Below are 13,025 nucleotides of genomic sequence, written 5' to 3'. Positions count from 1 at the left end.
TATTGGAGCTCATCATGCGTAAGTCCTGGCTCACCACTTCGCTTCTCTCACTTGCCGTCGCAGCGCCGGTCGCAGCCCAGGCCGCCGACATTCGCGGCCACCAGGCCGGCGACTTCCTGGTACGTGGTGGTTTCGCCACCGTGGCGCCCGATGACAGCAGCTCCAACGTCAAGCTCGACGGCACCAAGGTCAGCGGCACCAAGGCCACTGTCGACAGCGACACCCAGCTGGGCCTGACCTTCGCCTACCTGCTCACCGACAAGATCGGCATCGAGCTGGTCGCCGCCACCCCGTTCAACCACCAGGTCGACGTCAAGGGCCTGAACAAGGCCACCGGCCTGACCGGCCTGGACGGCAAGCTGGCCGACATCAAGCAGCTGCCGCCGACCGTGCTGCTGCAGTACTACCCCATGGGTGGTACCAACTCTGCCTTCCAGCCGTACGGCGGCCTGGGCATCAACTACACCACCTTCTTCGACGAAGACCTGGCCAGCAACCGCAAGGACCAGGGCTTCAGCAACCTGAAGCTGCAGGACTCCTGGGGCCTGGCCGCCGAGCTGGGCATGGACTACATGCTCAACGAGCACGCCTTCGTCAACGCCGCTGTCTGGTACATGGACATCGACACCAAGGCGAGCGTAGACGGCCCGTCCGCGCTGGGCGTACAGAAAACCAAGGTCGATGTTGACGTCGACCCCTGGGTTTACATGGTCGGTTTCGGCTACCGTTTCTGACGGAGCAAACATGAAAAAGGCGCCCAAGGGCGCCTTTTTCACTTTCAGGGAACCGGTATGTACCTCGAACTCAAAGCACTGCACGTCAGCCTTGCGATCATCAGCACGCTGCTTTTCCTCCTGCGCCTGGGCCTGAGCTGGTGGGGCAAGCGTCCAACCGGCTGGCAGCGCGGGCTACCCCATCTGATCGACACCCTGCTGCTGCTCAGCGCCCTGGGCCTGGTGCACCTGGCGATGCCCTGGCCGCTGCCGGTCTGGCTGCAGGTGAAGCTCGGCCTGCTGGTGCTCTACATCGTGCTGGCGGCCTTCGCCCTGCGCAGCGCGACGAAGCCAGCCAAGGCACTGCTCAGCGCTCTGGCACTGGGCTCGCTGGCCGGCATCTTCTACCTGGCAGTCAACAAACCCTGGTGGTGATCAACTGGGCCAGGCCATCGGCCAGCGGCGTGGGTGCGTCCAGACTGTAGCGCTGCAGCAGGCGCCGGTTGTCCGCGCGGGAATGGCGGATATCGCCGTGGCGCGCCGGCAGGTAGGTAATCTCCGGCAGGCCGCCGGTGAGGTTGCCGATCTCGGCCAGCAACTGGTTGAGGCTGGTGGACTGGTCGAGGCCGACGTTGATCGCCGACTCGGCCACGTCATCGGCCAGCAGCGCCGTCATCAGCAGCTTCACCAGGTCACCGACGTAGATGAAATCACGGGTCTGCTCGCCGTCGCCGAACACGGTGATCGGCAGGCCCTGCTCGGCGCGCCGGGCGAAGATGCTGATCACCCCGGAATAGGGCGAGGACGGGTCCTGGCGCGGGCCATAGACATTGAAGAAGCGGAAGATCGCCGGCTCCAGGCCGTGTTCGCGACGGTAGAAGTCCAGGTAGTACTCGCTGGCCAGCTTGTCCGCGGCATAGGGCGTCAGCGGCGCCTTCACCACGTCCTCGTCGATGGCGGAGCCTTCGCCGTTCTGCCCATAGACCGCCGCGCTGGAAGCGAACAGCACCCGGCGGATGCCTTCCTGGCGCATGGCCTCGCAGAGGTTCAGGGTGCCGATGAAGTTGGCGCGGTGGGTGCCCACCGGGTCTTCCACCGAAGCCTGCACCGAGGCGATGGCCGCCAGGTGCACGACACCTTGGCAGCCGCTCAGCGCACCACGCAGGGCGGCTTCATCGGCGACGTTGCCGACTATCAGGTCGACGCGGCTGTCGAGGTTCTCGCGCCGGCCGGTGGACAGGTCGTCCAGCACGCGCACGGCGAAGCCCTGCGCCAGCAGCGCGTCAGCCAGATGGGAACCGATGAACCCCGCGCCGCCGGTGATGAGGATGGGCTGCGCGGAGGGGGAAAGACGATCAGACATGGCGGTAATAGCGATCCAGCAAGGCGGGCAGGCCGGCGCGCCAGGCGCGCGGCTTGATACCGAAGGTATGGAGGATTTTCTTGCAGGCGAGCACCGCGTGCTGCGGTTCGTCGCCGGCATCCGGGCGCGCGGCGTGGGCCTGCGGGCTCGGTTCCTGGACAGCCAGGGTATGGAAGGCGCGGGCCTCGCCGAGAACCACCTGGCCCAGGGACAGGGTGGTCGTGGCCTCCAGGCCGCCGTAGTTGTAGGTGCCCCACAGCGGTGCCTGGCAGTCGAGTTGCTTGAGCACGGAGAGGATCACCCGCGCGGCGTCATCCACCGGGGTCGGGTTGCCGCGCCGGTCGTCGGCGAGGAACAGCACCTGCTCCTTCTCGGCACGCTCGAGGAAGCGGCCGAGCACGCCGTCGGCGCTGTCGTCCAGCAGCCAGCCGAAACGCAGCAGCACATGCCGCGGGCAGGTCGCCCGCACCCACTGTTCCATGCGCCACAGCGCCTGGCCACGCGGGCCCAGGGGCAGCGGCTCGTCCTTCTCGCTGTAGGCGGTGGCGCGGGCGCCATCGAACACGCGGTAGCTGGACGGCTGGATCAGCAGGATCTCGTGGTGCTGGCAGAGTTCGGACAGACGCTCCACCGCGCGCTCCTGGCTGGCCAGGCGAGCGGCGTCGACGGCCTCGGCCTGGAACCAGTCGTAGTAGTAGGCGAGGTTGATCACCGCGTCGGGGCGGGTCTCGTCCAGCAGGACGGTGAGGCTGGAAGCATCCCAGCCCTGCTCGGGCGGCCGGGGGGCGAGGAAGCCGATGTCCTCCTCGGCGCCAAGGCGGATCAGCGCCTGTCCAAGGGCATTACCGCCACCCAACAGCATCAGGCGCATGCGCATATTCTGGGGGTCACTCGAATCCGTGGGTTACCGCCGGCGCGCAAGGCGCCGGGGATGATGCCCGCATTTTTCCTGTGCCCCGGCACAGCGTCAAGCTTGGCCGACCCGCTGCAGCCTTCGCCGCACGCGGCGACTCCTGTCTAGGAGCGGCGACGGAACAGCGGACGCGGCTCGATCACCGAGCGGCCATAGAGCACGCTCAGGCCCGCCAGGCCCTTCAGGGCGTCTTCCACGGACTTGTCCTCGCGCACGGCAAAGGCATCGAAACCGCACTGGCGCATATGCGCCAACTGGTCACGCAGCACGTCGCCCACCGCGCGCAACTCCCCGCGCCAGCCCAGGCGGCTGCGCAACAGGTAGGCCAGGCTGTAACCGCGACCGTCGCGGAAACTGGGGAAGTCGATGGCAATGAGTGCGGGTTCCTTCAGGCGCCAGATGAGGTCCTCGGGATCGTCCTCCGGCGCCAGCCAGACGCCGAACCCCGTCCCGGACTCCAGCGCCAGCCAGTGCTTCAACGGCAGGATCAGTCGCCCACCGGGCAATACCTCCGGCACTTCGCGCAGCAATTCCCAGGGGTCGCCCGGCGCCATTTCCGCCACCCCGTCTCGCAGATGAATCAGGTTCCTCATGCCGGCACCTCCGCCTGGCGGTAGACCCGCGCCTTGAAAGGCTCCAGGCCGATGCGCTCGACCGTTTCGACGAAGCGCTCCCCGGCACCGCGCTGCTCCACATAGGTGTGCACCAGCGCCTCGATCACGTCCGGCACCTCGGCGGCGCTGAACGACGGGCCGATCACCTTGCCCAGCGCGCTCTTCACGCCCTGCGCGCCGCCGAGGGTGATCTGGTACCACTCGCTGCCGTTCTTATCGACGCCGAGGATGCCGATGTTGCCGATGTGGTGATGGCCGCAGGCGTTCATGCAGCCGGAGATGTTCAGGCTGAGGTCGCCCAGATCGTGCAGGTAGTCGAGGTCCTCGAAGCGCTGCTGGATACCCTGGGCGATGGGAATCGACTTGGCGTTGGCCAATGCACAGAAATCGCCGCCGGGGCAGGCGATGATGTCGGTCAGCAGGCCCTGGTTCGGCGTGCCCAGGCCAGCCACGCAGGCTTCCAGCCAGAGTGCGTGGAGGTCGGACTTGCGCACGTCCGGCAGCACCAGGTTCTGTTCGTGGGCGACACGGATCTCGCCGAAGCCGAAGCGCTCGGCCCAGTCGGCCACCTGTTCCATCTGCTCGGCGGTCGCGTCCCCCGGCGGCGCCTCGGCGCCCGGTTTGGTGGACAGCACCACGCTGGCATAGCCGGGCACGCGGTGCGGGCGCACATTGCGCGAAACCCAGCGCGCGAACGCCGCGTCGGCGGCCAACGCGCTGCCATAGGCCAGCTCGTCGGCCGCTTCGTGATTATCCTTGTAGCTCGGCGGATCGAATGCCGCGGCCACGCGCTGGTACTCGTCGAGCGTCAGTTGCGCCTCGCCATCGCGCAAATGCTGCCACTCCTCCTCCACCTCGCGGGAGAACGCCTCGATGCCCAGCGCCTTCACCAGGATCTTGATCCGTGCCTTGTACTTGTTGTCGCGCCGGCCGTGCCGGTTGTACACACGCAGGATCGCCTCGACATAGGACAACAGGTGCCACCAGGGCAGGTCGTCGCGGATCACCTGGCCCAGCATCGGCGTGCGCCCCAGCCCGCCGCCCACCAGCACTTTCAGGCGCAGCTCGCCGTCTTCGGCGCGGCGCAGGTAGAGGCCGATATCGTGCATCATCACCGCCGCGCGGTCTTCCTCGGCGGCGCAGAGGGCGATCTTGAACTTGCGCGGCAGGAACAGGAATTCGGGGTTCACCGTCGACCACTGGCGGAGGATTTCCGCCAGCGGGCGTGGGTCGAGGAATTCGTCGGCGGCGACACCGGCGAAGGCCTCGGTGGTGATGTTGCGTACGCAGTTGCCAGAGGTCTGGATGGCGTGCATCTCGACATCCGCCAGGCGCTCGAGAATGTCCGGCACGCGCGCCAGCTCGACCCAGTTGAACTGGATGTTCTGCCGCGTGGTGAAGTGGCCGTAGCCGCGGTCGTGCTCGCGGGCGATCCAGGCCAGGGTGCGCATCTGCTCGCTGGACAGGGTGCCGTAGGGAATCGCCACCCGCAGCATGTAGGCGTGCTTCTGCAGGTACAGGCCGTTCTGCAGGCGCAGCGGCAGGAATTCCTCTTCGCTCAGCTCATCGCTCAGGCGCCGCTGCACCTGGTCGCGGAACTGCGCCACCCGTTCGCGCACCAGGGCGCGGTCGTAATCATCGTATCGGTACATCGCCAGGCCACCTTCAGGACGTTGCGTAGCGGCCTGCTTCTGTCGTCGAGCGCGCTACTTTGCGGTTGACCGAATAGTGGCCGGCGCCTGCTGTGCAAAACAGCGGCAGATCGCGCGGGAAAAACCGGATCAGATGCGCCCGGCGCCTGCCCCGGCGGGCCTGCGACCGGTTGCCGCAACAGGCCCGATCAGCCGCCCCATCGCGCAGCACGCCAGGCCGCCAGCAGCGCGGGGCGGAGCGTTTTCCGCCATCTGATATGGTTTTTTCCGGCGAACCTGAATCTGTTTCGGGTGCAGACCGATTCGTACAGTCGCGGCGCCTCTTCTGCCTGATGGGCCACGACAATGAGCGAAAGAATCCAAGCGAAGGTCATCGAGATCGACGCACCGCAACGTTTCACCCCGCCGCCCAAACCGCTGTCGGCGGTGACCCCGACGGTCTACACCAAGCGCTTCGCCGGGCGTTTCCGCGACCTGCGGCGCCTCGGCGGCGGCCTGCTGTTCCTGCTGTTCTTCGGCACCCTGTGGCTGCAGTGGAACGGCCGCCAGGCGGTGCTCTGGGACCTGCCCGAGCGCAAGTTCTACATCTTCGGCGCGACCTTCTGGCCGCAGGACTTCATCCTGCTCTCGGCGATCCTGATCATCGCCGCCTTCGGCCTGTTCTTCATCACGGTGTTCGCCGGCCGCGTCTGGTGCGGCTACACCTGCCCGCAGAGCGTGTGGACCTGGGTCTTCATGTGGGCCGAGCAGGTCACCGAAGGCGACCGCAACCAGCGCATCAAGCGCGACCAGGGCCCGGTGAGTACCGAGAAAGTCCTGCGCAAGGGCGCCAAGCACGGGCTCTGGCTGCTGATCAGCCTGGTCACGGCGATCACCTTCATCGGCTACTTCACGCCGGTGCGGTCGCTGGTGGCGGACCTGTTCACCTTCAGGCTCGACCTGGAAAGCACCTTCTGGGTCGCCTTCTTCGCCGCCGCCACCTACGCAAACGCTGGCTGGCTGCGCGAGCAGGTGTGCATCCACATGTGCCCGTACTCGCGCTTCCAGAGCGTGATGTTCGACAAGGACACCCTGATCATTTCCTACGACGCGGCGCGCGGTGAGTCCCGTGGTGCGCGCAAGAAGGACGCCGACCCCAAGGCCCTGGGCCTGGGCGACTGCATCGACTGCCACCAGTGTGTGCAGGTCTGCCCCACCGGCATCGATATCCGCGACGGCCTGCAGATCGCCTGCATCGGCTGCGCCGCCTGCATCGACGCCTGCGACTCGGTGATGGACAAGATGGGCTACGACCGCGGCCTGGTGCGCTACACCTCGGAAAGCGCGCTGGAAGGCGGCAAGACCCACCTGCTGCGCCCACGCCTGATCGGCTACGCGGCAGTGCTGCTGGTGATGATCGGCGCGTTCGTCTGGGCGCTGGAAGCACGGCCGCTGATCAACCTCGACGTGGCCCGCGACCGTGGCCTGTTCCGCGAGAACGCCGTCGGCGAGATCGAGAACATCTACAACCTCAAGCTGATCAACAAGACCCAGCAGCCGCAGCATTACCAGCTGAGCCTTGCCGATGGCGCCGGCTACCGCCTGCAGGGCGTGCCGGAACTGATGCTGCAGCCGGGCGAGATCCGCGACTTCGCCGTCTCGGTGGCAAGCCTGGCGCAGAGCAGTGCCGGTGGCTCGGTGCCGCTGCACTTCAAGGTCAGCGATGGCAACGAGTCCATCGACGCCGCCAGCACCTTCGTCTCGCCGAGGCGCTGAGCATGGCTCGGGAGCTTGGCGTGACCTCGGCGCAGCGCCTAGAGTGGGCGGATTCTTCCGCCCCTCAGGCCGCCGTGCAGGACAAGATGAAGCGCTACGAGAAATTCGCCGACGAGATCGCCGGCCTGATCCGCAGCGGCGTGCTCGCCCCCGGCCAGAAAGTCCCCTCGGTGCGGCACGCCAGCCGCACCTACGGGGTCAGCGCATCCACCGTGTTCCAGGCCTATTACCTGCTGGAGGATCGCGGGCTGATCGTCGCCCGCGCGCGCTCGGGCTACTTCGTCCGCGAACACGTGCAGCGCGCCCTGGCCGAGCCGGAAATCGCCCGCCACGACGCGCAGACCACCGAGGTGGACGTCAGCGAACTGGTGTTCTCGGTACTCAGCTCGATCAAGGACCCGGATACCGTGCCCTTCGGCTCGGCCTTCCCGGCGCCGGAACTGTTCCCCCTGCCGCGTCTGGCGCGCTCCATGGCCCACGCCGTGCGCGACATGGACCCGCGCTCGGTGGTCGCCGACCTCGCCCCCGGCAGCCACGCGCTGCGCCGGCAGATTGCCCTGCGCTACATGGTCGGTGGCATGCCGCTGCCGGTGGAGGAGCTGGTGGTCACCAACGGCGCGCTGGAAGCGCTGAACCTGTGCCTGCAGGTGGTCACCCAGCCGGGCGACCTGGTCGCCATCGAGGCGCCGGCCTTCTATGCCAGCCTGCAGGTGCTCGAGCGCCTGAAACTCAAGGCCGTGGAAATCCCCGTGCACCCGCGCGAAGGCATCGATCTGGACGTGCTCGCCGACAGCCTGGCGCGCCTGCCGATCAAGGCCTGCTGGTTCATGAGCAACTTCCAGAACCCGCTGGGCGCCAGCATGGCCGAGGACAAGAAGCGCGCCCTCGCCGCACTGCTGGCCCAGCACCAGGTGCCGCTGATCGAGGACGACGTCTACGCCGAGCTGTACTTCGCCGCCCAGGCGCCCAAGCCGGTGAAGGCCTTCGACAGCGAAGGGCTGGTGATGCACTGCAGCTCCTTCTCCAAGAGCCTCGCGCCGGGCTACCGGGTCGGCTGGGTCGCCGGCGGGCGCTACGCCGAGCAGATCGAGCGGCTCAAGCTGATGACCAGCCTGTCGGCCTCGGTGCCGGCCCAGGCAGCCATCGCCGACTACCTGCAGCACGGCGGCTACGACCGCCACCTGCGCAAGCTGCGCCATGCGCTGGAAAGCCAGCAGCACGCGATGCTCGCCGCCGTGGCCCGGCACTTCCCCGCCGCCACCCGCGTCACCCGGCCCAGCGGCGGCTACTTCCTGTGGCTGGAGCTGCCCGAGCACATCGACGCGCTCAAGCTGTTCCAGCTCGCCCATGCTCAGGGCATCAGCCTCGCGCCGGGGCCGATCTTCTCGGCGACGCGGCGCTTCGGCCACTGCCTGCGCCTGAACTATGGCCACCCATGGACCACGGCCAGCGAACAGGCCATGGAAACCCTCGGGCGGATCATTCACTCGCTGTAGAGCGGCAGCCGGACTGATCCGCACATTCGGAAACGATCTGTACCTGTGCGGCGCTTTGTCGCAGGCCTACCCTGTCAGGCAGGAAACCCGGACGAGGGAAGCTGCCATGGAAGCGGAAGGCCTGATGATCCTGCTCACAGTGAGTGCCGCGCTCGGCGTGCACCTGTGGGTTCGCTGGTACCTGCGGCGCGGGATGCTGCCGCGCGGGGATCAGTGGCTGGCCTGAACCTCGTGCCTATCCGCTCTTCCGCAGGAGCGGGGGGATGCCATCGTTATTGCGCGCGAACCGCCCAGCCCTGGCGCCTCCGGGAATCCCTGCTCGCGAGCAAGCTCGCGCCTACAAGGCGCCCCCGCGATACAGATGCGCATGCCCCGCACTGTACAGCGACGAATCGGCAAACCCCTCCGCCCCCAGCACCTTGCCCACCAGGATCAGCGCCGTGCGCCGGAAGCCCTTGGCCGCCGCCTTGGGCAGGATGTCGCCGAGGGTGCCGGTGACCTGGTCCTGGTCCGGCCAGCTGGCGCGATGGATCACTGCAATGGGGCAGTCCGCGCCGTAGTGCGGCAACAGCTCGGCGACGATGTTCGCCAGTTGACCGACGCCCAGGTGAATGGCCAGGGTCGCGCGGTGCTGCGCCAGTTCCGCCAGCGACTCGCCCTCGGGCATGCGCGTCCTGCTCGCGTAGCGGGTGAGGATCAGCGTCTGGGAAATGTCCGGCAGGGTCAGCTCGCAACCGAGAATCGCCGCGCAGGCGGAAGTCGCGGTGACGCCGGGGACGATCTCGTAGGCGATGCCCCGTTCGCGCAGGTGACGGATCTGCTCGCCTATGGCGCCATACAGAGAGGGATCGCCGGAGTGCACCCGCGCGACGTCCTTGCCCTCCGCGTGGGCCTGCGCCAGCAGCTCGACGATCTCCTCCAGGTTCAGTTCGGCGGTATTCACCACGCGCTCGGCGCTGTGCCCTTCCAGCACGGCCGGCGGCACCAGGGAGCCTGCGTAGAGGATTACCGGACAGGTGCGGATCAGCCGCTGGCCCTTGACCGTGATGAGTTCGGGATCGCCGGGGCCGGCGCCGATGAAGTAGACCGTCATGGCTGCTCCTGTGCGGATTCGACGGGGATGAAGGCCAGCGCACAGGTGGCCTGCTCGCTGCGGCGCTTGCCCACCAGCAGGCGTGCCGGCGCACCACCTTGCGCCTCGGCCTGCAGCAATCCCGCCGCTTCGGCCACGCTCACACTGCCGGTGGCCGCGCGCACGGTTTCGGAAGGGTCGCCCAGGCGCTTCTCGCAGGCCGCGAGCTGTTGCGGCGTGAACAGCGCCAGCGGCAGGTCAAGTGCGGCAGCCAGGGCAGTCAGCCCTTCCTCGTCGGCCTTCAGCGTGGCGCTGGCCAGCGCGGTGAGGTTCGACTCGTCGAGCCCCGCTTCGGCCAATGTTTCTCGCAGCAGCGCACGCAGTTCGTCGAGCGGGCAGCCCCGGCGGCAACCGAGGCCGGCAACCAGCGTCATGGTCGCTCTCCTTGCAGATCAAAATAAAAACCCCGCAGTCGGCCAGGCCGGCTGCGGGGTCGAGCATAGCGCGTGAATCAGGCCGACGGCGCGAAGCGACGGAACAGCCAGGCCGCGACCAGGCCGAGCGCCACCCAGAACACCGCGTTGGTAACCAGCGAGGCGAGGATGAACTCATGGGCCAGGCTTTCCGGCGCAAGGCTGGAATGCACTTCCGGTTGCGGCGCGCCGATCACGTGCGGCACCACCAGCAACGCCAGGCCGACGATGCGCAGCGCCCAGTGGCGACCGAACACCAAGAGCGCGAGGCCGGCGGCGGTGGCGGCGGCCGTGCCGATCCACCAGGTCTGCCGCAGGCTCAGGTCGGCGGCGGCGGTGCCGGGGACTTCCGGCGGCAGGCCGAGGGACGGTGCGAGGGTGAACACGGCAAAGCCGGCCAGGCCCCAGAGCAGGCCTTCGGAGGTTTTGCCCGGCGCGCGCAGGGTGAACAGGCCGGCCAGCATCAGGGCGAAGCCCACCGCGACCACCAGGTTGCCGCCGGTGGTGGAGAGAATGCGCTGCCAGCCGTCTTCCGGCTCCCAGGCCCCCGCGTCGTGGTGGTGACCCGCAGCAGCACCGTCGGCATGCTCGTGGGCGTGCTCCTCGACCAGCGCGGCGGCCGGCTCGGATTTCTCATAGGTTTCCGCCTTGAGGATCAGCGGGGATACCCACAGCAGCTGGACTACGGTCAGCACCAGCGCGGCGATCAGACCGGCGAAACCGGCGGTCTGGGCGATACGTTTGATCATTTTTTCCTTTCCTTTTCGGACTCTCGAATCGAGCGAGCTAGAGCCAGGCAAGGCGGAGGATCGCCGGGGACGCGGAGTTGACTGCAGTCAATGAGCAGTCCACGGCGATACTCCAACGCAGCCTGGCCGACGCGCAGCCGATTGAAATCAGAACCGCATCAATGGCAGGGGAAGCCCGCGCTATGGCGAGTGTCGTGCGCGGCGTTGTGTACCGCTTCCAGATGCGAGAAACCGGCGAAATACACCAGCAGCGCACCGAGCAGGCTGGCGCCGACGGCCAGGCTGATGCGCTTGGAAAGGGGGATGGAAGTGCTCGACGCCTGTTGCGTCAGGATGCTGCTGGACATGAACGTTCCCTCTGAAAAGAGTGAGAACGCAGAGGTTGAACGCATTCGAACGCGCCGGATCGGTCGCGCCACGGCCTGCGCCCGCCCACCGCGGGTTGCCAAAATGTGAGGATTCCAGGCCGGTCTCCGGGCTTGCGACGCCAGCGAGAGACTCTCGCCGGATGGGTCAGCCTTCCCATGCCTTGGCACAGTGGCTACTGACGACCCTCGATGCGCTTACCGTTGCGGGGGCAGCGCCGGACTGGTCCTTGCGGACGCACCGGCTTCCCGTTTCACCTCGCGCGCGTCGGCGCGAGACACCTGAAACCGCGCTAGCTGACCACGGCAGTCCCGCAGCGTCAACTGCGCAGCAACCGATCCTCGGCGATTGACCGGCCCGGCCACGCTGCGTAGCCTTCCTCCCTTCGAGGTTCTCCGGCGCTGGCCGGAGCTAAGAGGGAACGTGGAAATCTTCGGATGCGCCACGGCTGCCCCCGCAACTGTGAACAGCCTGTCTCTTCACGCGCCACTGCCGATTCGGGCGGGAAGGCGAAGGGATAACAAAGGGCTGTGAGCCAGGAGACCTGCCTCGTGACGGGTTTTCGATCTGCTGCGCGTCGGCCATGCTGCGTTGGAGGATCGCCGTGGACTGCTCATTGACTACAGTCAACTCCGCGTCCCCAGCGACCCTCCGCCTTGCCTGGCTCCAGCTCGCGAGATCCAGAACTGGTTCGTTATCAACAGACAACCGGGCGGGGTGATCCGGTGGCGACCTTCGTTGCGCGGCGAACCCGCGCGCGCGCCCTTCATCCGCCCTCCCAATTTCGCTTGCGAGGCGCGCATGAAAACCCTGGCCAAACTCCCCGTCACCATCGTCACCGGCTTCCTCGGTGCCGGTAAGACCACCCTGCTCCGCCACATGCTCGATAACGCCTCCGGCCGCCGCATCGCGGTGATCGTCAACGAATTCGGCGAGCTGGGCATCGACGGCGAAATCCTCAAGCAGTGCTCCATCGGTTGCAGCGAAGAAGAAGCAGTTGGCCGCGTCTTCGAACTGGCCAACGGCTGCCTGTGCTGCACCGTGCAGGAAGAATTCTTCCCGGTGATGCGCGAACTGGTGACGCGCCGTGGCGACCTCGACCAGATCCTCATCGAGACCTCGGGCCTGGCCCTGCCCAAGCCGCTGGTGCAGGCCTTCCAGTGGCCGGAAATCCGCAACGCCTGCACCGTGGATGCGGTGATCACCGTGGTCGACAGCCCGGCAGTGGCCGCCGGCACCTTCGCCGCTTACCCCGAGCAGGTGGACGAGCAGCGCAAGCAGGACCCGAACCTGGACCACGAATCGCCGCTGCACGAACTCTTCGAAGACCAGCTGGCCAGCGCCGATCTGGTGGTACTGAACAAGGCCGACCTGCTCGACGCCGAGGCGCTGGCCCGCGTGCGCGCCGAAGTTGCCGAGGAGCTGCCACCGGCAGTGAAGATCGTCGAAGCCAACTCCGGCCAGCTGCCGCTCTCGGTGCTGCTGGGGCTGAACGCCGAAGCCGAGCTGCACATCGACAGCCGCCCGACCCACCATGACCACGAAGGCCATGAAGATCATGACCACGACGAGTTCGACTCCTTCCACGTCGACCTGCCGGAAGTGGAAGAGCGTGCCCTGCTTGATGCGCTGAACGCGCTTGTCGAGCGCCACGCCGTGCTGCGCATCAAGGGCTTCGTCGCCATCCCCGGCAAGCCCATGCGCCTGCTGGTGCAGGGCGTCGGCAAGCGCTTCGACAAGCACTTCGACCGCGCCTGGCGCAGTGACGAAACCCGTGGCACCCGCCTCGTGGTGATCGGCCAGGAACTGGACCAGGCCACCATCGCCAACGAGCTGCGTACCGCCCTGGCGTAACACAA

The 13,025-nt window shown here is 67.2% G+C and carries 13 protein-coding genes and 2 riboswitches; of the genes, 5 read left to right on the top strand and 8 right to left on the bottom strand.

Going from position 1 to position 13,025, the window contains the following annotated elements; genetic code table 11:
• Positions 1 to 14: 14 nt before the first annotated feature.
• Together IB273_RS16335 and IB273_RS16330 are read left to right on the top strand one after the other, a co-directional pair.
• Positions 15 to 734 carry an OmpW/AlkL family protein gene (locus IB273_RS16335; RefSeq protein WP_081517113.1) on the top strand — a complete coding sequence of 240 codons (720 nt, stop codon included), beginning with the start codon at positions 15 to 17 and terminating at the stop codon, positions 732 to 734.
• Between the two features lie 57 nt (positions 735 to 791).
• Entirely contained in the window at positions 792 to 1,148 is a 357-nt protein-coding gene (locus IB273_RS16330; RefSeq protein ID WP_192224552.1) for a SirB2 family protein, read from the top strand.
• Here IB273_RS16330 and IB273_RS16325 read toward each other — a convergent pair.
• From IB273_RS16325 to IB273_RS16310, 4 genes are all read right to left on the bottom strand, one after another.
• Positions 1,129 to 2,076, bottom strand: coding sequence for an NAD-dependent epimerase/dehydratase family protein (locus IB273_RS16325; protein ID WP_192224551.1), 948 nt, complete (start codon positions 2,074 to 2,076; stop codon positions 1,129 to 1,131). The genes IB273_RS16330 and IB273_RS16325 overlap by 20 nt on opposite strands.
• Positions 2,069 to 2,953: a sugar nucleotide-binding protein gene (locus IB273_RS16320; protein WP_192224550.1), complete on the bottom strand. Its 885-nt coding sequence runs from the start codon at positions 2,951 to 2,953 to the stop codon at positions 2,069 to 2,071. The genes IB273_RS16325 and IB273_RS16320 overlap by 8 nt, the downstream gene beginning before the upstream one ends.
• Before the next feature lie 140 nt (positions 2,954 to 3,093).
• Positions 3,094 to 3,582, bottom strand: coding sequence for a DUF934 domain-containing protein (locus IB273_RS16315; RefSeq protein ID WP_192224549.1), 489 nt, complete (start codon positions 3,580 to 3,582; stop codon positions 3,094 to 3,096).
• Entirely contained in the window at positions 3,579 to 5,255 is a 1,677-nt protein-coding gene (locus IB273_RS16310; RefSeq protein WP_192224548.1) for a nitrite/sulfite reductase, read from the bottom strand. The genes IB273_RS16315 and IB273_RS16310 overlap by 4 nt, the downstream gene beginning before the upstream one ends.
• 345 nt (positions 5,256 to 5,600) lie before the next feature.
• Here IB273_RS16310 and ccoG point away from each other — a divergent pair, with 345 nt between their 5' ends.
• Positions 5,601 to 7,010 (top strand): cytochrome c oxidase accessory protein CcoG, encoded by a 1,410-nt coding sequence (gene ccoG, locus IB273_RS16305; protein WP_192224547.1) that lies wholly within the window; start codon positions 5,601 to 5,603, stop codon positions 7,008 to 7,010.
• A gap of 86 nt (positions 7,011 to 7,096) precedes the next feature.
• On the top strand, positions 7,097 to 8,506 hold the full coding sequence (gene mapR / locus IB273_RS16300) for a GntR family transcriptional regulator MpaR (protein ID WP_081518143.1): 1,410 nt from the start codon (positions 7,097 to 7,099) through the stop codon (positions 8,504 to 8,506).
• 337 nt (positions 8,507 to 8,843) lie between these two features.
• Here mapR and cobM read toward each other — a convergent pair whose 3' ends face one another.
• The 4 genes from cobM to IB273_RS16280 all read right to left on the bottom strand — a co-directional run bounded on the left by cobM (position 8,844) and on the right by IB273_RS16280 (position 11,147).
• Positions 8,844 to 9,599 carry a precorrin-4 C(11)-methyltransferase gene (gene cobM, locus IB273_RS16295; RefSeq protein WP_081517106.1) on the bottom strand — a complete coding sequence of 252 codons (756 nt, stop codon included), beginning with the start codon at positions 9,597 to 9,599 and terminating at the stop codon, positions 8,844 to 8,846.
• Entirely contained in the window at positions 9,596 to 10,012 is a 417-nt protein-coding gene (locus tag IB273_RS16290; RefSeq protein WP_192224546.1) for a cobalamin biosynthesis protein, read from the bottom strand. The genes cobM and IB273_RS16290 overlap by 4 nt, the downstream gene beginning before the upstream one ends.
• 77 nt (positions 10,013 to 10,089) lie before the next feature.
• A complete protein-coding gene (locus tag IB273_RS16285; RefSeq protein WP_192224545.1) occupies positions 10,090 to 10,800 on the bottom strand; it encodes a CbtA family protein in 711 nt (236 codons plus the stop codon).
• 158 nt (positions 10,801 to 10,958) lie between these two features.
• Positions 10,959 to 11,147: a CbtB domain-containing protein gene (locus tag IB273_RS16280; protein ID WP_015475371.1), complete on the bottom strand. Its 189-nt coding sequence runs from the start codon at positions 11,145 to 11,147 to the stop codon at positions 10,959 to 10,961.
• 99 nt (positions 11,148 to 11,246) lie between these two features.
• Positions 11,247 to 11,466: riboswitch (cobalamin riboswitch) on the bottom strand.
• Between the two features lie 71 nt (positions 11,467 to 11,537).
• Positions 11,538 to 11,733: riboswitch (cobalamin riboswitch) on the top strand.
• A 234-nt stretch (positions 11,734 to 11,967) separates the two neighbouring features.
• Here IB273_RS16280 and cobW point away from each other — a divergent pair.
• A complete protein-coding gene (cobW, locus tag IB273_RS16275) occupies positions 11,968 to 13,020 on the top strand; it encodes a cobalamin biosynthesis protein CobW (protein ID WP_192224544.1) in 1,053 nt (350 codons plus the stop codon).
• Positions 13,021 to 13,025 lie beyond the last annotated feature (5 nt).

This window comes from Pseudomonas sp. PDM19 (genome assembly GCF_014852215.1).
Taxonomy (GTDB): Bacteria; Pseudomonadota; Gammaproteobacteria; order Pseudomonadales; family Pseudomonadaceae; genus Pseudomonas.
The sequence above is the reverse complement of the archived record's forward strand: the minus strand, read 5'-3'. Positions and strand labels throughout refer to the sequence as shown.

What these genes read in the sequence shown, in the direction of transcription:
- IB273_RS16285 (WP_192224545.1), bottom strand. Translation starts at nt 10,800, where the DNA reads ATGATCAAACGTATCGCCCAGACCGCCGGTTTCGCCGGTCTGATCGCC.
- cobW (WP_192224544.1), top strand. Translation starts at nt 11,968, where the DNA reads ATGAAAACCCTGGCCAAACTCCCCGTCACCATCGTCACCGGCTTCCTC.
- IB273_RS16325 (WP_192224551.1), bottom strand. Translation starts at nt 2,076, where the DNA reads ATGTCTGATCGTCTTTCCCCCTCCGCGCAGCCCATCCTCATCACCGGC.
- IB273_RS16335 (WP_081517113.1), top strand. Translation starts at nt 15, where the DNA reads ATGCGTAAGTCCTGGCTCACCACTTCGCTTCTCTCACTTGCCGTCGCA.
- IB273_RS16280 (WP_015475371.1), bottom strand. Translation starts at nt 11,147, where the DNA reads ATGTCCAGCAGCATCCTGACGCAACAGGCGTCGAGCACTTCCATCCCC.
- IB273_RS16315 (WP_192224549.1), bottom strand. Translation starts at nt 3,582, where the DNA reads ATGAGGAACCTGATTCATCTGCGAGACGGGGTGGCGGAAATGGCGCCG.
- ccoG (WP_192224547.1), top strand. Translation starts at nt 5,601, where the DNA reads ATGAGCGAAAGAATCCAAGCGAAGGTCATCGAGATCGACGCACCGCAA.
- IB273_RS16330 (WP_192224552.1), top strand. Translation starts at nt 792, where the DNA reads ATGTACCTCGAACTCAAAGCACTGCACGTCAGCCTTGCGATCATCAGC.
- IB273_RS16320 (WP_192224550.1), bottom strand. Translation starts at nt 2,953, where the DNA reads ATGCGCATGCGCCTGATGCTGTTGGGTGGCGGTAATGCCCTTGGACAG.
- cobM (WP_081517106.1), bottom strand. Translation starts at nt 9,599, where the DNA reads ATGACGGTCTACTTCATCGGCGCCGGCCCCGGCGATCCCGAACTCATC.
- mapR (WP_081518143.1), top strand. Translation starts at nt 7,097, where the DNA reads ATGAAGCGCTACGAGAAATTCGCCGACGAGATCGCCGGCCTGATCCGC.
- IB273_RS16310 (WP_192224548.1), bottom strand. Translation starts at nt 5,255, where the DNA reads ATGTACCGATACGATGATTACGACCGCGCCCTGGTGCGCGAACGGGTG.
- IB273_RS16290 (WP_192224546.1), bottom strand. Translation starts at nt 10,012, where the DNA reads ATGACGCTGGTTGCCGGCCTCGGTTGCCGCCGGGGCTGCCCGCTCGAC.